25 protein-coding genes and 2 pseudogenes are annotated in these 20,266 nt (G+C 69.9%); 20 read left to right on the forward strand and 7 right to left on the reverse strand.

Going from position 1 to position 20,266, the window contains the following annotated elements; translation table 11 throughout:
* Window positions 1–5 precede the first annotated feature (5 nt).
* The 4 genes from N8I84_RS41820 to N8I84_RS41835 form a co-directional block, all read right to left on the reverse strand.
* Complete coding sequence (locus N8I84_RS41820; RefSeq protein WP_263235237.1) at window positions 6–575, reverse strand: chloramphenicol phosphotransferase CPT family protein; 570 nt, start codon at window positions 573–575, stop codon at window positions 6–8.
* Window positions 572–1,609 (reverse strand): AAA family ATPase, encoded by a 1,038-nt coding sequence (locus N8I84_RS41825; protein ID WP_263235239.1) that lies wholly within the window; start codon window positions 1,607–1,609, stop codon window positions 572–574. Before N8I84_RS41825 ends, N8I84_RS41820 begins: the two co-directional genes overlap by 4 nt.
* A 180-nt stretch (window positions 1,610–1,789) precedes the next feature.
* Window positions 1,790–2,500, reverse strand: coding sequence for an AAA family ATPase (locus N8I84_RS41830; protein ID WP_263235240.1), 711 nt, complete (start codon window positions 2,498–2,500; stop codon window positions 1,790–1,792).
* On the reverse strand, window positions 2,497–3,255 hold the full coding sequence (locus tag N8I84_RS41835) for a GntR family transcriptional regulator (protein WP_263235241.1): 759 nt from the start codon (window positions 3,253–3,255) through the stop codon (window positions 2,497–2,499). Before N8I84_RS41835 ends, N8I84_RS41830 begins: the two co-directional genes overlap by 4 nt.
* A gap of 336 nt (window positions 3,256–3,591) precedes the next feature.
* Between N8I84_RS41835 and N8I84_RS41840 the strand changes: the two genes are divergently transcribed.
* From N8I84_RS41840 to N8I84_RS41900, 13 genes are all read left to right on the forward strand, one after another.
* The gene (locus N8I84_RS41840; RefSeq protein ID WP_263235243.1) at window positions 3,592–4,416 is read left to right on the forward strand and encodes a hypothetical protein; all 825 of its coding nucleotides are present in this window, start codon (window positions 3,592–3,594) and stop codon (window positions 4,414–4,416) included.
* A 176-nt stretch (window positions 4,417–4,592) separates the two neighbouring features.
* Window positions 4,593–5,018 (forward strand): hypothetical protein, encoded by a 426-nt coding sequence (locus N8I84_RS41845; protein ID WP_263235244.1) that lies wholly within the window; start codon window positions 4,593–4,595, stop codon window positions 5,016–5,018.
* Window positions 5,018–5,272, forward strand: coding sequence for a WhiB family transcriptional regulator (locus tag N8I84_RS41850; RefSeq protein ID WP_263235246.1), 255 nt, complete (start codon window positions 5,018–5,020; stop codon window positions 5,270–5,272). Before N8I84_RS41845 ends, N8I84_RS41850 begins: the two co-directional genes overlap by 1 nt.
* A 93-nt stretch (window positions 5,273–5,365) precedes the next feature.
* Entirely contained in the window at window positions 5,366–5,539 is a 174-nt protein-coding gene (locus N8I84_RS41855) for a hypothetical protein (RefSeq protein WP_263235248.1), read from the forward strand.
* Between the two features lie 190 nt (window positions 5,540–5,729).
* Window positions 5,730–5,987, forward strand: coding sequence for a DUF5999 family protein (locus N8I84_RS41860; RefSeq protein ID WP_263235480.1), 258 nt, complete (start codon window positions 5,730–5,732; stop codon window positions 5,985–5,987).
* Window positions 5,988–6,316: 329 nt separating this feature from the next.
* Entirely contained in the window at window positions 6,317–7,999 is a 1,683-nt protein-coding gene (locus tag N8I84_RS41865) for a DUF2637 domain-containing protein (protein ID WP_263235250.1), read from the forward strand.
* A 147-nt stretch (window positions 8,000–8,146) separates the two neighbouring features.
* Complete coding sequence (locus N8I84_RS41870) at window positions 8,147–8,656, forward strand: hypothetical protein (RefSeq protein ID WP_263235252.1); 510 nt, start codon at window positions 8,147–8,149, stop codon at window positions 8,654–8,656.
* Entirely contained in the window at window positions 8,656–8,874 is a 219-nt protein-coding gene (locus N8I84_RS41875) for a hypothetical protein (RefSeq protein ID WP_263235254.1), read from the forward strand. Before N8I84_RS41870 ends, N8I84_RS41875 begins: the two co-directional genes overlap by 1 nt.
* Before the next feature lie 1,185 nt (window positions 8,875–10,059).
* Window positions 10,060–11,091 (forward strand): hypothetical protein, encoded by a 1,032-nt coding sequence (locus N8I84_RS41880; RefSeq protein WP_263235255.1) that lies wholly within the window; start codon window positions 10,060–10,062, stop codon window positions 11,089–11,091.
* Window positions 11,092–11,112: 21 nt separating this feature from the next.
* Window positions 11,113–11,517 carry a hypothetical protein gene (locus N8I84_RS41885; protein WP_263235257.1) on the forward strand — a complete coding sequence of 135 codons (405 nt, stop codon included), beginning with the start codon at window positions 11,113–11,115 and terminating at the stop codon, window positions 11,515–11,517.
* Window positions 11,518–11,633: 116 nt separating this feature from the next.
* On the forward strand, window positions 11,634–14,102 hold the full coding sequence (locus N8I84_RS41890) for a DNA translocase FtsK (protein ID WP_263235482.1): 2,469 nt from the start codon (window positions 11,634–11,636) through the stop codon (window positions 14,100–14,102).
* Window positions 14,103–14,209: 107 nt separating this feature from the next.
* Window positions 14,210–14,398 carry a hypothetical protein gene (locus N8I84_RS41895; RefSeq protein ID WP_263235258.1) on the forward strand — a complete coding sequence of 63 codons (189 nt, stop codon included), beginning with the start codon at window positions 14,210–14,212 and terminating at the stop codon, window positions 14,396–14,398.
* Between the two features lie 22 nt (window positions 14,399–14,420).
* The gene (locus N8I84_RS41900; RefSeq protein WP_263235259.1) at window positions 14,421–14,990 is read left to right on the forward strand and encodes a DUF6197 family protein; all 570 of its coding nucleotides are present in this window, start codon (window positions 14,421–14,423) and stop codon (window positions 14,988–14,990) included.
* A 13-nt stretch (window positions 14,991–15,003) separates the two neighbouring features.
* On the opposite strand, the gene N8I84_RS41905 is transcribed toward N8I84_RS41900, so the two are convergent.
* The 3 genes and pseudogenes from N8I84_RS41905 to N8I84_RS41915 all read right to left on the reverse strand — a co-directional run.
* On the reverse strand, window positions 15,004–15,222 hold the full coding sequence (locus N8I84_RS41905) for a hypothetical protein (RefSeq protein WP_263235261.1): 219 nt from the start codon (window positions 15,220–15,222) through the stop codon (window positions 15,004–15,006).
* A 188-nt stretch (window positions 15,223–15,410) separates the two neighbouring features.
* Window positions 15,411–16,013, reverse strand: a complete 603-nt coding sequence (locus N8I84_RS41910; protein ID WP_263235262.1) for an AAA family ATPase — start codon at window positions 16,011–16,013, stop codon at window positions 15,411–15,413.
* A gap of 122 nt (window positions 16,014–16,135) precedes the next feature.
* Window positions 16,136–16,264, reverse strand: a pseudogene (locus N8I84_RS41915) (ATP-binding protein); the annotation flags it as partial.
* Window positions 16,265–16,269: 5 nt separating this feature from the next.
* On the opposite strand from N8I84_RS41915, the gene N8I84_RS41920 reads away from it, so the two are divergent.
* The 7 genes and pseudogenes from N8I84_RS41920 (at window position 16,270) to N8I84_RS41950 (ending at window position 20,241) form a co-directional block, all read left to right on the forward strand.
* Window positions 16,270–16,719, forward strand: coding sequence for a hypothetical protein (locus N8I84_RS41920; protein WP_263235263.1), 450 nt, complete (start codon window positions 16,270–16,272; stop codon window positions 16,717–16,719).
* A 498-nt stretch (window positions 16,720–17,217) separates the two neighbouring features.
* Window positions 17,218–17,598: a nuclear transport factor 2 family protein gene (locus N8I84_RS41925; RefSeq protein WP_263235264.1), complete on the forward strand. Its 381-nt coding sequence runs from the start codon at window positions 17,218–17,220 to the stop codon at window positions 17,596–17,598.
* Window positions 17,598–18,011 (forward strand): nuclear transport factor 2 family protein, encoded by a 414-nt coding sequence (locus tag N8I84_RS41930; RefSeq protein WP_263235265.1) that lies wholly within the window; start codon window positions 17,598–17,600, stop codon window positions 18,009–18,011. The genes N8I84_RS41925 and N8I84_RS41930 overlap by 1 nt, the downstream gene beginning before the upstream one ends.
* A 119-nt stretch (window positions 18,012–18,130) precedes the next feature.
* Window positions 18,131–18,820, forward strand: coding sequence for a DsbA family oxidoreductase (locus tag N8I84_RS41935; RefSeq protein WP_263235266.1), 690 nt, complete (start codon window positions 18,131–18,133; stop codon window positions 18,818–18,820).
* Window positions 18,821–18,990: 170 nt separating this feature from the next.
* Window positions 18,991–19,725: pseudogene (locus N8I84_RS41940) on the forward strand (AAA family ATPase); the annotation flags it as partial.
* Window positions 19,722–19,922 (forward strand): hypothetical protein, encoded by a 201-nt coding sequence (locus tag N8I84_RS41945; RefSeq protein WP_263235268.1) that lies wholly within the window; start codon window positions 19,722–19,724, stop codon window positions 19,920–19,922. The pseudogene N8I84_RS41940 and the gene N8I84_RS41945, both read left to right, overlap by 4 nt.
* Window positions 19,923–19,935: 13 nt before the next feature.
* Window positions 19,936–20,241 carry a hypothetical protein gene (locus N8I84_RS41950; RefSeq protein WP_263235269.1) on the forward strand — a complete coding sequence of 102 codons (306 nt, stop codon included), beginning with the start codon at window positions 19,936–19,938 and terminating at the stop codon, window positions 20,239–20,241.
* Window positions 20,242–20,266 lie beyond the last annotated feature (25 nt).

The following is a 20,266-nucleotide window of genomic DNA, read 5'->3' on the forward strand; positions in this document are numbered from 1 at the left end:
CGAGCTCATGCCGTAGCCGCCTCCGCCCGTTGCACCAGCAGGTGGTCGATGAGCCGGGCCGACTCCTGCGGGGACGCTGCCGTCGTGTCCACCGTGAGGTGCCATGCCATGTCGGCGTGCATGTCCAGGTCCTCGCGGGTCGCATCCCATGCAGCCAGGCGAGCCGCGGTGTCCGCGTCGCCCCGGCCCTCGGACCTCCGCGCGGTTTCCTTCCGCGAGCACCACAACAGCACCACTGCCCAGTCGGCCGGGTAGCCGCCGACCAGAGCCTGAATGCCATCGACCTGCCCGAGGTGCACCACCGGCACCCCGGCCTCGAACGCGGCGTCCAGGCCCGGCCGGTCGATGACGTACGTGTTGCCGTACCGGGCATTGGCGTAGACGACGTCGCCCCTGGTCTCCAGGGCGTGCAGCTGCTCGGCAGTGGCCATCCGGTAGCCGGAGCTCTTCCCCGAGCCGACCTTGAGACGCGCGAACTGGGCGTATTGCGGGTTCAGTTCGGTCAGCGCTCGGGTGACGGTGTCCTTGCCCGCTGCCGGCGGGCCGTACAACACCACTCCGTGCTTGCCGCTCACGAGTACATCGCCCCCATCGCCTGCCGGGCCTGGTCCGCGAGTGAGACCGCAGCTCCGAGACGGTTGTCGACGACCAGGTGCGGCACCGCAGGCCGCAGGTCCAGGTCGATCGTCGCCATGTACTCATCCCACCGCTGCAGCTTCCAGGCATCCCGTGCCGCACCCCGGAAGCCGATGTACTCGCGCATCGACTCTTCGTCACAGCGGACCCAGACCGGATAGACGGCGACGCCCATGGACGCCGCGCGGTTGGTCAGGCGCTGCATCCACGCCTTGTCCGTCATCTCCGCGATGAACGGCGCCGTGAGCACCGTGCTGATCCCGCACTTGATGTTGGCCATCGCGGACTGCATCAGGCAGTCGTACTCCACAGGCCGGACCTGCGTGCGATACAGGTCGGTGTGTCGGTCGTTCGAGTCACCACCCAGCGCGACCAGCAGCTTCTCCACCAGCGGGCGGGTCAGCGGATCCTTGTCGAGTAGCGGCCAGCCGGTGAGCTGAACAAAGAACCTCGCCAGCTCTGTCTTCCCGCTGCCCGCGTACCCGCCGACCAGGATCAGGACCGGTCGGTGTGGGTCACCACCGGTGTGCCGGCGCTTCCACGCGTCAATGATCCGTTGCTGCAGCCCGAAGTGATCAGCGTCGTCACTGCCCGGCGCGATGCGGTGGACCGCACGCTCAACCGCCAGGACGTGCGCGCCGTTGAGACGGTCGTCCATCGGCGTGAGCTTGAAGGAGGTCTCCTCCCCCGGCAGAGCAGCGCGGAACCCAAGGTCCGGCTCCGTTGCTCTGTAGAGGAGACAGTAGGCGCGACGGTAATGCGGGCCCGGGTAGACCTCCCCCTGCTCGTGCTGCCACAGGGTCTGGGGATTCGCGGCCGGGATGCCCTTGAGCTTGGCCTGCTCGGCAACCTCACGGAGGCGCTCGCCGGCCTTCTCCAAAGTCAGCCCGTGAGCCTCACGCTGCTCACGCAACCGGTCCGGCCGCCACCCTGCCCGGTGCTTCCCCACCCTGTTCCCCTCCGTCGTCGTCATGGCCGCGAGCCTAGAGCGCAGCCCCGAAAACCCATGTGTACGTAGATGTTGAGAACCCGCTGACGCGGATGCGCATGAGTTTCGACAAGACGCTGTGATGTTGCGATCCGGATACCGCGGGTGTGATGGCCCCCACAAGACGGCCAACAAGGGCCTGGTGCGGCGAGTGAGAGGTAGGAGTCAATGTCGACTGCCATCTGTGGAGGGGCGTGCACGGCGGAGCTCCGCCAGCACGTTCTCCGGGTGACCGTCGTACACAATGTGTGGCTCATCGTCGGTCGGCGGGCAGAAACGGCCCGCATGCCGAAGCAGATCCTCCTCGCTGAACTCGATACTGTTCGGGTCGACCAACGACTTGGCGTTGCGCTTCCGGATCCGCTCCCAGCGCACCTCATGCGGCACAGGCAAGTAGATGAGCACGGGCTCGCCGCCGGCCTCTATCGCGGTCGCTGCCCACTGCGCCCGCTCTTCCCGAGTCCAGAAGCCGTGGTCGACCACAGCGTCATGTCCAGCCGCCAGGAGTTCCTGGAGCTCAAGAGCGACGTCCTTGAGCACGGGCGCCTCCCTGATCCTGAACTGACCGCGGGGAAAGTCCCTGCCGTAGTGGCCGTAGCGGCGGAACATTTCCTCGTCAGGGCAGAGGCGCCGGAACCCGGCCCCCTCCAGGGCGCGGGCGAGGGTCGTTTTGCCAGCACCCTGCAGACCGGACATGAGAATTGCGCGAGGCGCGGGGCCCGGTCGGCCGGACAAAGCGGCAGAGATGCGCGTGATCTTGAATCGTCCTTCCAGCGTGAGGGTGTCGGTCCGCCCGGCTCGCAGGAGTTGACCGAGGCGGGCTTCGAGGCAGGAGACAAGCGTGTCGTCCAGGACGACGGCGTTGTACGTCGTCACCGCTGCACATCCGACGTCGTGCGGCGGGTGCGGCCCGGGGCGCCCAGGTCCACGCCGTACTCCAGCAACTCGCCGTCGGCGTCCAGGAAGCGCGCGGTCAGCACAAGGATCGCCGCGATGGTGCCGCCCTCCAGCTCCAGGAGTTCGAGGTCCTGCGACGTGGCGAGGCGAGCCGACTCCTCATCCACGCGCTTCACGACCTGGCGACCCGTGGCGCGAGCGATCAGGTCCAACGAAAGGCCGCCCTTTAGCCGCTCGCTTCGGGCCAGCTCAGGCACGACCTGGGCGAATTCCGCCGGGATCCATGACGTCGAGTGGCAGACGATGCCATGACCGTCTCGGTAAACACGGCTACGGCGAATCACGTCGTCACCAGGCGAAATACCCAACACGTGAGCGACGTCTTCGGGAGCCGCGACAATGCCGGCGGTGTGGCCGGACGACTTCTCTCCGACCCCCCACGACGACTGCGTCTTGCTGCTGCGGTCGTGGCGCTCCGCCCCAGAGGACAACGAGATGGGGCGCGCCATCACCTCGGTGCCGACACCCGGGATGCCTCGCACGAGCTTCTCTTCGCGCAGCAGTCTCATCGCCCGGTCCGCAGTGGCGGTACTGACCTCCCACTGGGTGGCCAGTGTCTTGATGCTGGGCAGCAGGTCGCCCGGCGAGAGCTCCCCGGAGCTGATCAGGTCGCGGTAGTGGCCCGCGATGCGCGCGTACGGCGGCCGGTTATCGGCTCGGGGTGGCCCGGACATCTGCCTTCGCCTCCTTCAATCCCGTCTGGTTGCCTCACTATACCGCTTGACACATGAGGGTACCTGATGCAACCTGATGTATGTCGGATATCGGTGATCCTTCGGGAGCACCGAGTAAGCACCACCGCAAGACCGCAGTAGTCGTCCGCCCTTCGGGGCGGCCGGGGTTGAGAGCTCCATCAAACTCCCCCGGAGCCTGACGGCCGCGACTGACTGTGTGCATGTCGCAGCGCTGTGCGCTGTCTGTCCTTCGGGACGCCAGCTTTGCTGTGCGGCCTGGAGGGCGAAGAGAGCACCGCGACACGTCCCCTGTCACTCCGCCCGTAAGGAGTTCACGTGCCTGCTTCGACCCTTGAGCGCACCGCCCGTCCCCGTAGGAGCCGGACCCGCTCCCGGAACAGCAACCCCCGTCCGGCGCTCGTCATTTCCACCCTTAAGCCTCACCAGTACGACCTGCGCCCTGCGTGCGCGTCGTTGATCTGCCCCGACTGCAAGACGTGGGTGCCGATCACCGGCATCCAGGCCAAGAAGCACAAGTTAGTTCCGCACGACACCGGCCGCGCGGGGAAGGACGCGGCCGTCCGTTGTCAGGGCAGTAACCGCCTGGTCAACGTCGACGTCGCGTTCGAGGTGTGGCAGAAGCGCCTGGAGGAGGGAGGTGCGGAGACCGATGGCCGCCGTTCCGCTCGCCAGCGCTACAAGCCGCTCCCGGCCCAGGCCAAGCCTGTCACCAAGATGACCCCGGCGCCCATGAACGCGGACGACGCGCTCACCGCCTATCGAGAGCACCTCAAGAAGTGCCGGACCAGCAGGGTGGCCAGCCGCTGCGGCGGCACCCACCGCTGCGCCGATGGCGCCCGGCTCGCCGCGCTGTACGAGCAGCTGATGCGCACGCAGAAGTACCGCGACCGCGAGCGCAGGAAAGACAGCCGGGTCGACGCGCTGCTCACCCGTCACCGGTCTGCAAAGGGCAAGAAGAACGCAGCAGCCACGTGGGCGGAGCAGCACCAGACCACGGATGCCCCCAAGAAGGCACTGGCTAAGCGGAGCGGTACGGAGGTGGAAGAGGCCAACAACACCTGCCGGATCCGGAGGGCAGGCACGGTCTCCGACTACCGCGGCCGGCACGTGCCGACGGAGCCGCTCCACATCACCGCCTGAACGAACTGCACCGCCGTAGCCTGCGCTGCCCCGGGCGCCTGCGATCAAGGCAGGCGCCTGAGAGTGCGCAGGACGCACTCCCCGCCCCGTGCGGGGGCTGAACGCGACGAACCCCCAGGGATTGCGCCCCTGGGGGTTCTTGTCGCAGGTCCACCTCGTGGAAGGACTCGACCTACATGACCAGCATGACACTCCGGGCGCGTGCGGAGACTCGCCCGCCGCTGCCGATGCGTCCGACCCCGCACGAGCGGGACGGCCGCCAGGGCGGTGCGGGCATCGGACGCCCGCACCCGCAGCAGCAGATGACGGCTCGCCGTAGCGCCGCCGACCTGGCGCGCGTGGAGAGCGAGATCGGTCCCCGATGGCCGGGCGCCATCTACCAGAACGTGGACGGGGCCTTCGAGGTCCTCGCCCTCATCCGCGACCCGAATCGTGCCCGCAGGCTGCTCGGGCGCGGCAGTGCCCAGTGGGTGCTGATCGTGAAGGATGTTTTGCGCCCGGGCGCGGAGCCGTTCGCGATCGGCTCCGTCTGGACGGCGTCCGACTACCTGGTCCGCGAGGGCAAGGCAGCAGCGACCAGCGCTGTTGGGGGGATGCACTGATGGACTGGCGCCACCAGGCCTCGTGCCGCGAAGAGGACCCCGACCTGTTCTTCCCGATCGGCGACACGGGACCGGTCCTGCTGCAGGTCCAGGAGGCCAAGGCCGTGTGCCGCCGCTGCCCGGTCATCGGGCAGTGCCTGCAGTGGGCCCTGGAGTCCGGCCAGGAGTTCGGCGTCTGGGGCGGCCTGAGTGAGGCGGAGCGGCGGGCGATGAAGCACCGTGCCGCCCGCAATCGCGTTCGGAACGGGGGGTGACGGACATGACGGACGCCGATAAGAAGCGTCTGGAGGACGCGGTCCGCCGGGTCAACCAGCAGTCCAGGAACGACCGGCGTGCCCGGGGCGGTCGTGGCTGACAGTCTGTACGACCGCTACATGGCCGCCGACCGGGCGCACCGTGAGCACGAGGGGCAGTGCACGAGCTGTTCGCCGGAGACGGGGTGCGAGACCGGGCGGCGCCTGTACGAATCGCTTGCGCGGCTCCAGGACGCGTACCTCAACCGGCTCCGCAACGAGGGCTGACCGTCGCGTGGGAGAGGCGCTTAAGCCGCCGCCCCGCTGCTTTGCATCAGGGCCGGTCGCCCGCCACTCGGGAGGCCGGCCATTTGCTTCCTCGGGCCGGGAACGTCCCGAGCCTGCTTTATTCGCGTAGGAGGACCCCATGGCGCGGACCATGGACGACCCTGGCCTGCACCGCCAGCTGCCGGACGCCCTGTGCACGCACACGCCGAGGTGCCCGACCGCCGACAGTGCCGACTGCGAGGCCGCCGCTGTCGTGGCAAGCCACCCGGAGCAGGGCTGGAGTCTTCTGTGCAACGGCGTGCTGGTCTTTGAGGACACCGGCGAGCTGCTGCCTGACGGGCGGATCGTCGCCCCGCACCGGCCCGCCCCCTCTGCTGGCGAGAACGACCTGCTCGTTCAGCTGCAGGAGCGCTACGAGGCCACGCAACGCGGTCTTGCCACCGCCTGACCCGGACTGACGGTGGCCTGATCCGCTCGAACCGACGCGCCGAATCCGGCGGGCCGGTTCGAGTGGTGACGGGGAGTCGGACAGTCCCCACTTCGATCCACCTGGCGGGTGCGGCGGGCAGTTTCGCGCCCACTCCTCAGCATTCCCCCGGACCGGCTGCCCGCCTCACGGGCAGCTGGCCTTTCGGAACGGCCAACTCCGGGAAGGCACCGCCTCCTCGGGCCCCATTTCGGCTCCGCCGACCGCTATTTCGGGAGCAGCCGCCCGCGTTTCGGGAGCGGCCCCCACCGTTTCGCGCACACCTTGAACCGCTCCGTCCGGAGGCCCCGATGACGATCACCGAAGTGCCGCAGAACGCGGCACCCGACACCCTTGTTTCGCGCCCACCGAACCCCGTTTCGGACGCACCCGAGAAGGCTTCGGGAGCGGCCGGAGGCGTTTCGGGGACGCAGAAGCGGAAGACGATCAAGCCCAAGCGCGACCGCCTGATGACCGCCCTGTCGTTCACCGCCGCGATCGGCGGGACGCTGGTCGGCATCATCGGATTCGCCATGTCCTACAGCACCCTGGCAAAGGTGGCCCTGAGCTGGGGATTCAGCGAGCGGCTGGCGCCCTGGTTCCCGGTCGGCGTGGACGCGAGCATCATCGCGTTCCTCGCGCTGGACCTGTACCTGATCCGCAAGGACACCCCGTGGCCGCTGCTCCGGCTTGCCGCGCATGCGATGACCGGCGCCACGATTTGGTTCAACGCCTCCTCGCAGGGCCACATCGCCGCCGACCCGGTCAAGGCTGCCAGCCACGGCGTCATGCCGCTGCTCTTCGTGATCGGCGTGGAGGCCGCGCGGCGGCTGTTCATCAAAAGGGCGCAGTTGGAAGCCGGTACACATACGGACCGGATCCCGCTGCACCGCTGGATTCTCTCCCCCCTTGCCACGGGGCGGATCTACCGCCGGATGCGGCTGTGGGGGGTCAACTCCTACCCGGAGATGATCCGCCGCGACCAGGAGCTCATCGCCTACAAGCAGTGGCTCAAGCGCAAGCACAACGGCGACCTCTCCCAGGCCACGGAAGACGAGCGGCTGCCGATGACGATGGCCCCCTACGGATACACCGTCTCGGAGGCTCTGGCGCTGCCTGAGCAGCAGGAACGCGAGGCGGAGAAGCGGGCGGAGGAGGCCGAGCGCCGACGCCTGGACGCGGAGACGCGCCGAGAGATCGCGCAGAAGAAGGCCGAAGCCGACCGGCTGGAGGCCGACGGCGACCTGGAGGCCGTCCGTGCCCGTGTGGAAGGCCAGAAGGCAGAAGCCCGCGCCCGCGCCAAGGCCCAGGCCAGCGCTGCTGAACGGGCTGCTGAGCTTGAGGAACAGGCGCTGGAGACGGCACTCATGGCCGAAGCCCGCGCCCGCCAGGCCGAAGCGGAGCGCAAGGAGTCCGAAGAGCGCGAGGCGAAGGCCGCCGCGGACGTCCGGGCAGCCGAGCTGGAGCGCCAAGCGGCGCAGAAGCGGAAGGAAGCGGCGGAGGCCGAGCGGGTCGCCGCGGCGGAGGACTGGGCGATCGAGACGGCGGAGATCGCGGAGGCCCGGAAGCGCGCTGCCGAAGCCGATCGGGTCACCGCCGAAACGGAGGAGGCTGCTGCCGAAGCCCGCCGCCGTGCTGCCGAAGCTGACCGGCTCGCGGCGGAGGAAGCCGAGCGGAAGGCGGTCGCCGACGCCAACACGCAGGAGGCCCGCAGGCGGGAGTCCGAAATCGAGTTCGCCGCTGCTGAAAGGCGGCTGGCCGCTGCCGAAATCGAGCGGCGCGCGGTCGAAATGGAGGACGTAGCGAAGCTGAGCCCGCGCGAGCGGGCGGTCCGCAAGGTCGCCCGTATGGTTCTCGTGACCGCCGCCGGCATCGCCCATCAGCTGCCGCTCGCCGACATCCAGCGCGAGCTGGTGGTCTCTCCGGGCACCGCCTCCGAGTACCGGCAGGAGGCCGCCGAGCTGCTCGCAGGCGGCTACCGCCCCGAGCAGTGACCTGCACCAGCGGACTGATTCGACGGTTCCGCCGGCCCCCGAGCTGCTGCTGACAACTCGGGGACACGGCGAAGGCGCCGAAGACGCCACCCGCACTTTTCCACTGATCCGGATCGCACCACCACCCCTCTTGAGGAGAAACTGCTGATGAGCAAGGACATCGCCACCCGCGTCACCACGGGCGTGCAGGCCCTGGCCCTGCCTGGGCAGCGCGAGGGCTGGCAGGCCCAGCACCGTGGCAGCCTGCTGAACGACGCCCAGGCCTACGACGCCATTGCTGACGCTCTCCAGGCTGACCTCAAGGGCCGCCGCGTGGACGGTGACCTGCCCTGGGGTCTGTCTGCGTCGATGCGGGCCCGCAAGCGGGTCAAGCCGCTGCGGGACGCCGCGAAGGCTATGCGCAAGGCCGCCAAGGCCATCAATGCGACCGTGGCGGCCTATGAGGAGACCCAGCCGGAAGTGGTCGTCCAGCGGCGCGAGGACAAGGCGCTGAAGAAGGCCCAGCGTAAGCAGCAGTTGCAGGCCGCCGCGCACAACAGCGCGCAGCAGACCCTGCAGCGGCTCGCCCCGGCCGACGCCGATGACGGCCCGGCGGGCCAGCCGAAGCTGCTGGGTGACTTTTTCGGCCCGAACAGCCAGCAGCGGCGGGGCGCCTGATGGCCGCGCAGCTGTCTCCGAGGAAGGCCGCCTACTGGAACAGCCGATTCGAACAGGCCCGCGCTCAAGGTGAGCGCGGGCCTGAGGAGTTCTTCCGGGTCTGGCTCGACCTGGTGAAGGTCTCAGCGGTCCAGAAGGTCCGCCGCACCGGCGACCACAGCGTCTTCAACACGTTGTCGGCGGAGCTGGAGCGGATCTACCGGGATCACTGCCAGTAATCGTCATCGTCATCATCATCACCGCCGGAATGGGGGTTGACGGGGGTCCCAACTACGCGTACGCGTACGCGTGCGAGGCGGCCCCCTCCCGTGACCGGCAGTCACCAGGAAGGGAGGGCGCGTGTCCGACGACAGCCCGGACAACGTGGTCTCACTGCCCCGGATCGGCTCCCCGCCGCCCCCGCCCGTCCCGCCCCGGCCGGACCTGAACGGCGCCGGCGACGCCCCCGATGCGGGGCCGGGGCATGTTCGAATTTCTGCCTTCGACGCGCCCGAAGTACCCCACGCGCCGCGCACCCCTCAAATGGTGCGGCGCCGCTGCGCAGCGAGGGCCTGCCCGACGGGCCGGCCCCCGATGCGGGACCGCCCCGTACCGGCGCCCTGTCGCTGGCGGCCATCCTCGCCATCGCCCTTGCGGCGTTCGAGGGGCTGCAGACCTGGATCCAGGAGTCGGGGCCCCGTCGCGCCGAGGCGGCCGCGCACCAGCGGGAGCTGGAACTGCTCGCGGCGAAGGCCACTGCGGACGCCACCCGGCACGCCGCGGAAGCGACCGCTGCGCGCGCCCGGGCACGCCGTGTCCCCTCCAGCCACGAATACGGCCGCAGCACCCTTGGGCGAGGCTCTGGCAGCCCGGCTCGGGGCGGTGGCGGCATCGGTCCGAGCAGGTCGGGAATGGGCCGTAGCGGGCTGCTTAGCGGCTTGGCGCAGGGGCGGTCGACCGGGTCGTCCGGACGCTCCGCGTGGGGCCGAGGCGGCAGCGGCGGGACGGGCTCCGGCAGCGCCTGGAGCCGAAACGTCGGATCCCGCGGCCGAACTGACCAAGGCTCTGCCCGAAACGGCGGGCCCTCCACCCGAAACGGCGGGCCCTCCGGCCGAAACGGCAGCGGCTGGGGCCGAAACGGCGGGCCATCAGGCAGCGGTGGCTCCGGGAGCTCTGGCGGCCGCGGAGGGTCGGGTGGCGGCTCGCAGACCTCCGGGCCAGGCGCGCGCCGGTCGCCGCGCCAGGCCCTCGCCGAGTGGTGGAACAAGGGCAAGAAGAACGCCGGCGGCACGGGCGCAACTCCGGGCCTGAAGAACTCGGGCAGCGCGGCGGGTGCTGGCGCGGCGGCCACGAAGGCCGCGGTCCGGCAAGCGGTCAAGAAAGCGCGCTCCGGGCCGACGTTCTGGGAGGCTGCCGGGGAGAGGTTGCAGGACCGGTGGAAGGCCCGCCGGTCCGGTACCGGCACCCCGGGCGCAGCCAAGGGCGGTGGTGGCCCGCGGTCGGCTTCCAGTGGTGGCACCGGGGGCGCGCGGCCCGTCAACAACGGCAACGGATGGACGGCGCCCGGCGACAGGGTCGGCTTCTGGGACGCCGTCTACGAGACCGCGCACGACCGCTGGAAAAAACGCCGCGACCACTGGAAGGCCAACGGCGGCCCCCGCCACCGCCCCAGCACCGGCAAAGGCTCTTCCGGCAAAGGATCCGCCTCCAACCGCGGCACGGGGCGCGGCGCCGGTACGGGCGCCGGTGGCTCAGGGCCCGGCTACGGGCCGAGGACTTCTCCCTTCGACGCCGACTCGTCCGGCCCCACGGTCACGATCACTGTGGAGCAGGTCGACCCGCCCGGCACGCACGCCAAGCGCTGGGAGCCGACCGCGGTCGGCACCGGACAGCGGCAGCTGCCCCGCCAGGGGCCGCCTGCACTGCCACGCGCGCCGCAGCGCCCGGCCGGGCAGCGGCCCGGCACCACTCGCAGAAAGGACCCCATCCCCATGCCCGCTGCTCCCGCAAGGACCGGAGCCGTCTCCGTACCCGTCGCAGCGACTGTGCCGGCGCCGGGCGGCATGGCCGCACGGCACGCCACCGAAATCCGGCTCGATGACGCGCTGAAGGCGCTGACACTCCTGACCACGGCCGGTATGGAGACACACGACGAGTGCGCGGAACTCGCCCGGCAGGCCCGTCGGCTGCTGAGCGAGCTGGAGACGATGGCGCACGACCTGGCGGCGAACCACAACGTCAGCGGTCCTCGGACCCTGCGGGCCGTGGCGGTGCTGATGGAGACCGTCGGCCAGCTGGTGGTGCAGGCTGAACGCATGGCCAAGGCCTCCCTTGACGCCGCCGAGACTGCCGAAGCCGAAGAGACCGCGATGGCGCGCGACTACCGGCCCACCCAGGCCGCCACCATCGACGCCGGTCTCGCCACGCCCAGCGCCCGCATCCACAACGAGAACTGACCAGCAATAAGGAGGCGCCCCGTGGGGCAGATTGCACCCGCCGTCGGCGCGGACGGAGCCGCCAACGGCTACACCGCCCTCGTCGCCAAGTTCACCGCTCTCCAGCACGCCGCAGCCCAGCTGCTTGAAGAAGCCGAGCACGTGGCGCAGCGCATGCGCGACAACGCGAACGCGGCCGTCACCGTCGCCGAGCTGTGCGCGGCCGCGGAAGTCGACCCCCATCATGTCGCCGCCGTCGCCGACGTCGGCGAGGCCTTCGGCCGGGTGGTCGGCGGCTGCAAGCAGCTGCAGTCCGCAGCAGAGTCGATGCACCAGGCCGCCGGCCACCTCAAGGACGAGCACCAAGCGGAGTACGGCGGCATCCACGCCGCCGCCACCTCCTCCAAGGCCCGCCAAGCCAAGCCCGGCTTCTACAGGCCGCTCTGAACACCTCGCACAACGCACCACCTCGTGGGGCCGCACCCGATCCCGGGCGCGGCCCCACCGCATTCCACCCCACCATCCCTACCCCGTCGTGATCAGGAAGGACCGAAGCCGTCGTGATGCGCAGGATGCCCGCACGGGCGAAAGCGGAACTGGCCGCCTACGGGGCATCCGCCGCCGCCCTCACCTACGTGCCCTCCATGGACCTGCTGCCCGCCCACGCCACCGTCGCCGCCGTGAGCGGCGGCTGCGTGTGGTGGCTGTACCGCAAGGTCAAAACCGGCGACTTCCGCAAGGCGATCAGGACCGCGCAGAAGGTCCTGGGCCCGGTCACGGGCGGCGCCGTCTACGCCGTCTCCGCCTACACGCCGGGCCGCCCGTGGTGGGAGCCGGTGCTCGCGCTCGGCTGGGGCGCCGGCATGGCCGCCGCGCTGCCCGTCACCCGCGCCAGCTGGAGCCCGGCCGACGCAACGACGGCGGCCGCGGTCTACCCGCCTGGATTCGCCGGCCTGGTGATGCGGCTGTGGGCCGAAGCCGAGGTCGCCCCCGGCACCTGGCTGGAGAACATCGAGCAGCTCGTCTCCCCCGCCCACCCCGACTTCGCCGCCGACATCGTCGCCCCGGCCAGCAAACCCGTCCCACGTATCGACCTCGTCGACGCCGCTGCGGCGTTCGGGGTGCCCACCGCGTGCGTGGACGTACAGGAAAAGCCGAACACCGGCCCGGGCAGGGTGCAGCTGACGGTGACGCCGACCCGGGTGCGCAGCGGCGGCCTGGAAAGCGTCTGGGCGGAACGAGTCGCCCAAGCGGGCGGCGCGATCCCTGGCAGCAGCATCGTGCGCGTCGAACGGCACGAAGCCCACGGGCAGATCCCGGCCCGCGGGATGATCCTCGCCGAGGTTCCGCCGGGGCAGGTGGCCCGCGTCAACCACGCCCAGCTGTGCACCGCGTTCGGTGTCAAAGCCTCCGAACTGCGGCTGGTCGCCGAATCCGACGGCGGCTCACAGGTCCTGGTTACCCTCTACGAGAGTTCCCCGCTGACCGGCATGCGCCCGGCCACCCGCGAGTTGCTCACCCCCGACGCGGACGGCTACTGGGTGCTGGGCACCGCCCACGACGGCACCGACGTCGAAGCCCGCCTCTTCGACGAGAAGGGCGCCGTGCACGGCTACGTCGTCGGCGTCACCGGCTCCGGCAAGACCGTGGTGATCGTGCTGGGGCTGGCCGCCCAGGCCAACGCCGGCGCCGTCTCCTGGCTCGCCTCCCTGGACCCGGACGCCCAGCTGGCCGCCGCCGGGCAGTACATCGACCGCCAGGGCGCCGGCCGCGCCTACGCCGCGCGCGCCACCCGGGCCGCGGTCGCGCTGATGACGATCCGCGGCGAGATCAACAAGGAAGTCGGGCACGACTTCTCCCCCGCCTCCCCCTACCCGCTGCTCGTGCTGAACCTGGACGAGTTCAACGGGCTGTGCGACGACTCCCCCGCAGGGCAGGAAATCGCCCAGAACGCCGTCTACATCGCCGAACGCGGCCGCAAGTACGGCGTCGGCATCCTGTTCGCTGGTCAGATGCTGGATTTGGCCCGCATCGGCGGTGACCGGTCGCTGCGCGAGCAGACCCGCTCCGGCACCGGCGTGGTGCTGCGCACGGTCTCCGGCATTTCCGACCGGCAGGCCACCGAGGGCATGCTCCCCGACGGCGTCACGCTGCCCACGATCCCCACCGTGGTCGGCGGTGGCCTGTCGCTGGAAGACCGCATGAACGGCGTCACCGTCGCCGCCCGCGGCCAGTCCACGGCCGGCATGGGACACGTCCTGACTGGCGGCTCAGCACCGCGCATGATGCGCGCCCTGTACGTGCATCTGCCCAAGGACGGCAGCGGCCACAACCTCGAGGAGATCTTCCCGGAAGGTGGCACGGTCAACACGCTCACCGACCGCGAGATCGAAGCCCTGGCCGCGATGGGCGACCTGTACGGCGACTGGGACTCCCCCGTCGATGATTACGCCACCGACGGCGAAGGCAGCCGGGGCAACGGCGGCATGCCAGCGATCCCCGCCTTCCTCGCCCCGGCCTCCGCGCCTGCGGCCAAGCCGAAGAAGACCACGGTGAAGGACCAGATCCTGGCCGTGGTCGACTGGGAGATGACGGCCAAGGAGATCCGCGAGCAGGTCGACGCGGCCGCCGGCACCGTCCGCAACGCCCTCAGCGACCTGGTCGCCGAAGGCAAGCTCACCCAGGTCGACCACGGCCTGTACGCACCCGCCGGCAGGGACACCCAGGCCGCTGTCGAGCAGGACATCCAGAAACCGGGCGACGGTCGGCTGCCGGACGGGGTCAACGGCGAGCTCCTCGTCCAGGCCGCCGACCTCATCATCACCACCCAGTTCGGATCTCACTCGATGCTGCAGCGCAAGCTCCGCATCGGCTTCGCCCTCGCCGGGCGCGTGATGGACGCCCTGGAGCAGCTCGGCATCGTCGGCCCCGCCGACGGCGGCAAAGCCCGCGACGTTCTGGTCAAGCCGGACGCCGCAGACGACGTGCTGCGCGAACTGCGTGCCGACTTCGCCCTCGCTGCCGACGACTGAACACCCCCAACCCCGCGCGGGCCCTGGCTATCTGCCAGGGCCCGCGTCTTCGCTGCCCGGGCTCGCCCGCCCGGGCGCCGCCTCCTCACCCCTTGGAAGGACACACCGTGATCGTCTCCGTCTCCGCTGCCCTGCTGCTGTTCATCGTGGTGGTCATGCTGCTGCGGCAGGGCTACGTGCGCATCGGATCCGCCCTCGCCTGCAGCGCGTTCGGCTTCTTCCTCGCCTCCACCGGCATCGCCCCCGCGATCACCACCCTGCTCCACACCGTCGCCCAGCTCGCCTCGCTCCACTAACCCAACCGAACGGAGGCCTGCCATGCCCGCTTCCCTGCACCCGCACCACGCCACACGGCAGGCCCCGCCGACCGACACCTCCCGGCCTGCCAGCGACCGAAGCAACCTGAGTCTGGAGGCACGGCTGGCCGCCGTGGACGCCGCCATGTCCGTACGCCTGGACGAAGCCGCCGTCGCCTACGAGGTGCGCACCGCCCACATCCCCACCGAGCCGGTTGACGTCGCCGACGTCGTCACCGTCCCACTCCCGCTCACGCCGACCCTGACCCCGTCGGCACCGCAGACCTACAGCACGCCGGTCGCAGCGCTCCTGGAGCGGGCCCATCGCCGGATGGAAGCCGACGGATGGTGTGCCGGCGCCCTGGTCGACGACGACGGCGCCGTCTGCCTACTGGGAGCTATCCGCGCGGAAGCGGCAGGCGACCGCGGCCTGGAAGCCGACGCCGCCCGCGTCGTCCTGGAGGCCATCCACCGACGCTTCGGAGACGACATCGAGTCCGTACCCGCCTTCAATGACGCCTTCGGAAGCGGACGCACCCCGCTGCGGATGCTCGACGAGGCCGCGTCACTGGCCGATGCCAAGGGACTGTGACCGCTGTTGCCGATCAGTCGCCCAGTTCTATGACGAGGCGCCCGTAGTCGTCCACCCAGGCCGGATACACGTATCCGCCCACGATGGCCCGGTTGACGAAGACCTCGACGTCGGCGTCGGTGTCGATGACCAGCACGCCGTCCTCGTCGGTGTACGCCTGCCAGGTCACGCCATCGGTGTCGATCACCGCGTCGAAATCCACCACCGGCGGATCACTGCGAAACCAGCCCATCACTCCCCCAACTCCCGTGGCCCCAGCGTGACGCACGCCGACCCCGCGCAACAGCCCACGCGCCGGATCATCTGCCTCACAGCGAAACCCCACCCGCATCCGAGTGGGAGTCGGCTGGCCAACCGCGACTGGACGGACTACATCGCCACCCGCCGCGACGACGTCTGGGCTCGCTGAGAGCACCGAAGCTAAAGATGTGTTCGATGCAACGAGGCACCGCGTCGAGAGCCTGTTGCATCAAGGGCCGTCGTGGCGAAGGCTGCGATGTCCGGCACAGCTGGCTGGTAGCCGTGTGAGGTGTTCACGGTCAGGGTGGGGACGTCCAAGGAGATCGGGACGAAGGAGTCGAGAGAGTGTCCTCCGGCGGCGATGGAGTCGAGCAGGTCTTGGTCGCCGTGGGCGGCCCGGTGGGCGTCTTCCTTGGCGCGCTGGATGATGCGGTCGTGGGCAATGTCGGCGTCGGTGGTGCAGCGGATGACGCGGAGATGTGCGAGGCCGGTGAGCGGCTCGAGGTTCGGCCGCCACAGCCGGTCCTGGAAGGCCGCTTCAGCGACCACCGTGACGCCGACCTTCAGGAGCACCTTCAGTACTCCGAAGAAGGCGTCCAAGGTCGGGTAGTTGAGGGGATCGTCGCCGCCGCTCTGGTAGCCAGGATGGGACATGACCATGCCCTGTTTGATCTCGTCGCGGATGATCGCGGGGCATCCGAGGACACGGGCGAGCTCGTGGGCGAGCGTGGTCTTCCCTGTGCCGGGGCCGCCGCTCACGACGACCAGGGTCGGTGTGCTCATCGCGTCTTGGTCTCGTAAGTCGTCACAGCGGCCAGTATGTCGCCCACGAACCCGCTCCCGGAGCCTGTTTCCCGGGACCGACGCGCGCTCACGCATGATGGGATTGTGTTTGACCGGCCCTGTCAGCCTTGGCGGCGTCTCTTCTGGGTCTGGGCCAGACGGAAGCTGTCGGTGCCGGTCTCGACGATGTGCGCGTTGAAGGTGACCTGGTCCACGATCGCCGAGCAGAGCCGTGGGTCGGTGAAGGTCTGGCCTCATGTGGGCGCTGGCCAGCATCTTCGCCCTGCGCGGCCTCACCCTGCGGCCCATCGTCCACAACCACCCGCCGCAGTACCAGTTCAACCCCGCCCTCCACCTGCACGCCACCCTCCCCGCCCCCACCCCCGGCAGGCGGCGACCTCGGCCCCGACAACGTCCACCCACTCCAGCGCTGACCCGACGCCCTGCCTGGTCCTCGCCGCCCGCCCTGCGGGTCCGGCGAGGACTGGACAGGCCGCCCGGCCGCACGCACCGCCCCCGTCCCGAGCGAGAAGGACGAACCGCTCTGCTGCTCGCAGCCGTCGCCACGGCCGCCACCACCATGCTCAAGGCCGGCGCCTGGCAGCTGACCGCCAACCGTCAGCCCGTGCTCATTCATGACGACGCTCAGCAGACGGGTTCATCTGCCGCTGACAACGTCGTGCCGCTGCGCCGGCCACGAACCTGACGACTCCGGCGGCGCCGGATACGAGAACGGCCTCGGTTAGGCCAGGACACCGGGGCCGCCGTCACCGAGCCGGCCCAACCCGGCAAAGAAGGTGCTGCCACCCCGGTCCCGGTGGAGGCCGCCTGCGACCCGCGATGCGCCTCAAGCGAGGCTTCCAGCCGCATCCGCGTGGTCGCCGAACGCTGCTTCGGCCTCCGCGACGGTGTCACAGACCTGCAAGACTGATCAGCCCCTGGATCGAGTCTTTCGCGGTTTGCGTGGGTCGAGTCTGCGGGTTATGTTGAATGTGCGACAAGAAATCACCGCTGAATAGCGGCAGATCCTGGCGTACGTCCCGCCTGCGGGACGGCAAGAGAAAGTAGTACCAGCGTCGGCGTGCCGCCCAGGCCGCCCTTTTGATGACGCGAGGGCACCAGTTGAGAAATCCTGGTTCCCGGTACTACGACCTCCTTCAGAGTCTTCGTTCCCGGGAACCACCCACCCCGAACGGAATGACTCATGTCGCAGCTCGAGCGCAACAAGCAGATCGTCGTCGACTACTACCAGACCGCCTTCGGCGGCAACCCCGAGAAGGCCATCGCGGACCACTTCGGCGACCGCTACATACAGCACAACCCGGATGCTGCCGACGGCCCGGAAGCCTTCACCGGATTCGTGAAGTGGCTGCGCGGCGAGTACCCGCAGCTGCAGTTGGACATCAAGCGGGTCCTGGCCGAGGGTGACATGGTCGTCACGCACTCCCACCTCATCCTGGAGCCCGGCAAGCCGGGCCGTGCCCTGGCGGACTTCTTCCGGTTGGAGAACGGCAAGGTCGTCGAGCACTGGGACGTGATCCAGGACGTGCCGGAGACCGCGGCCAACCCCAACGGCATGTTCTGATGCCCGCACACGATCTGGCCTCCACTGCGCCTGCGGACGTGGTGCGCCGCCAGTACCTGGCCTCAGCCACTGGTGATCTTCAGATGTGGCGCACGGCGGTCGCGGACGACGTGGAGTGGATCGAGGCGGCGGGTTTCCCGCTGGCCGGCACCTACCGCACCCCGGACGGTGTGATCAAGGGCGTCTTCGAGCAGCTGGCCGCGGCCTGGGACGGCTGGGTCACCCACGACGACACCTACGTCGTCGACGGTGAGCGGGTCGTCGTCCTGGGACGCTACAGCGCCACGAACAGGGCCACGGGCAAGTCGATGAGCGTGCGGGTTGCCCACTGCTTCATCGTGCGCGGCGGGCGTATCGTGCGCTTCGAGCAGATCGTCGACTCCGCCGGCGTCCACGCGGCCATGACTCCCTGACGCTCGCCCTCACCGCCGGGTGTCGCCTCGCCGGCCGAGGCGACACCCGGCTACAGACGCCCTCGGGCCGACAGTCGCTGTCCTGACCCACTCCTGATCAACTCCAAGGACGTTGCCGCATGCGCGTAGAGATATGGGCGGACATCATCTGTCCCTGGTGCTACATCGGTAAGGCACGCTTCGCTCGTGCCCTGGCCGCATTTGCCCACCGTAGCCAAGTCGAGGTGCTCTACCGCTCCTTTGAGCTGGAGCCGGGACGCGACAAGGCGCGTGTCGAGCCCGTTGGGCAGATGCTGCTCGGCAAATTCGGGTCCCGCGGACCCGGCATGGACCGGCAGGTTGCCGAGCTGGCCCGCGCCGAAGGGCTCGATTACCGCACCGACCGGCACGTCGGCAGCACCTTCGACCTCCACCGCCTGATCCATCTGGCCCGCGAGTACGGTCTCCAGCACCAGCTGGTCGCCGCCGCCTTCCGCGCCAACTTCGCCGAGGCCCGCAATCTGTTCACCCCCAGCCCCCTGATCGAACTTGCCATCGAGACGGGGCTGGAGGCCCCAGACGTCCAGCGGGTGCTCGATGACCCGTCCGCCTACGCCGCCGCGGTCCGCACCAACGAACAACGTGCCGCCGAACTCGATGTGCCGGGTGTCCCCTTCTTCCTCATCGACGGACACACCGTCATCTCCGGCGGCCAGTCTGTCGATGCCTTCACGCGGGCGCTGGAGCGGGCCTGGACCGACAGCCCTAACAGCGTCGACGGTGCGGCGATGTGCAGTCCGACCGACTCCTGCGAACTACCCCCGAGCTAGGCACGATCGAGACAACAACCTGTCGGAGAGCTGCTGCAGCTTCCCGACACCGTTTACCCGCTCCCTGAGCCACGGTCGGGGGCACGAGAAACGACTCGTGCCCCCGACCGTCGTCTTACGCAACGTCAAACGCTGCGGCCTCAGCGATCGAACACGTCGACTTGCCAGGGAACGCCACGAACGTGTCCCGCGAATCCAGGCAGCCGCTGGTCGCCGCGGCCAAACGGCACAACATGCCTGCCATCGCGGTCATCGTGGCCACTCCGGCCGACGTCTGCGTCGCAGGGCAGGGACCGCGCCCGGCCAACCGCACCGTCCCGGAGGACACCGTCCGCGCGCAGCACAAGGCGATGGTCCACTCCCACCAGTCGCTGCGGGCGGAGGGCTTCAACGAGGTCCTGTTCGCCGACTCCCTGTACCGCCTGGAGCCGCCCCTGAAGCGGCTCTCGCACGTCCGAGAGAACGAACTCGGGCGCGACGGCAGCGAGGGCCTGGGCGATCTGCTGCTGGTCCGCCGCTTCTTCGGCCCGGAGATCCTGCCGCTGTGGCAGTGGCGGCCGGGCTCGGGCCTGGTGACCGGCCGGGACCGCGTCGCGGAGATCCGCCTCGGGCAGCAGTACCTCACCCTGGCGTTCCGCGACGACGTCGACGGCGAGGGCGACTTCGGCTTCGATGTCCTGCTGCCCTGCCCCTTCGACCCGGAGTGCGCCGGGCAAGCGTGGGCGCCGGCCTACTCGATCACCGACCTGCACAAGGCGCTGACCGGAGCCATGGACAGCGACCCGGACATCGTCTGCACCGTCCACGGCGGCTTCGACGACGTCGACCAGGAGGCCGACGACCAGGACGACGACCCCGAGGGCCGCGCGGACCTGGAAGCACAGTTCGCGGACGCGGTCGCATGAGCCGCGCCGCCGACGGCCCCCACCCGCACCCGCTCACCCCGGCCGAACTGTCGGCCGGGGATGAGTGGTGGCACGGCTGCCCCGAGTGCCACCTGCCGATCCAGGGTGGCGCCGCGGGCCTCGCCGCGCACCGCCGCACCATCCACACCCACGCCGGTGATCCCCGGCGGCCCATCACGATCCGGCTTGACTACTGACCGGGAGGCCCCCGTGACCACCCAGACCAAGGCCGACATCTTCGCCGCGCTCCGCGACTGCTTCGCCGCCGACCTCGCCGCTCTCATCGGCGGCCAGTCGCAGCGCGGCACCACCCCGAACGCCTTCATCGACCTGGTCGAAGAAGTCCGCGACGTCCTCGGCGCGTCCAGCCTCGGCACCTGGCAGGACGCCAGCGAGGACCTCGACTCCGCCCTCACCTACCTCACCGACGCGCTGACCAGCCCCGCCGGTGACCAGCCCTCGATCCTGGCCTGGGCACGCACCCACCTGCGCAACGCCATCGCCACGGTCGGCTGAATCGCCAGTTGAGCGCACTCTGTGC

Source organism: Streptomyces cynarae (assembly GCF_025642135.1).
GTDB lineage: Bacteria > Actinomycetota > Actinomycetes > Streptomycetales > Streptomycetaceae > Streptomyces > Streptomyces cynarae.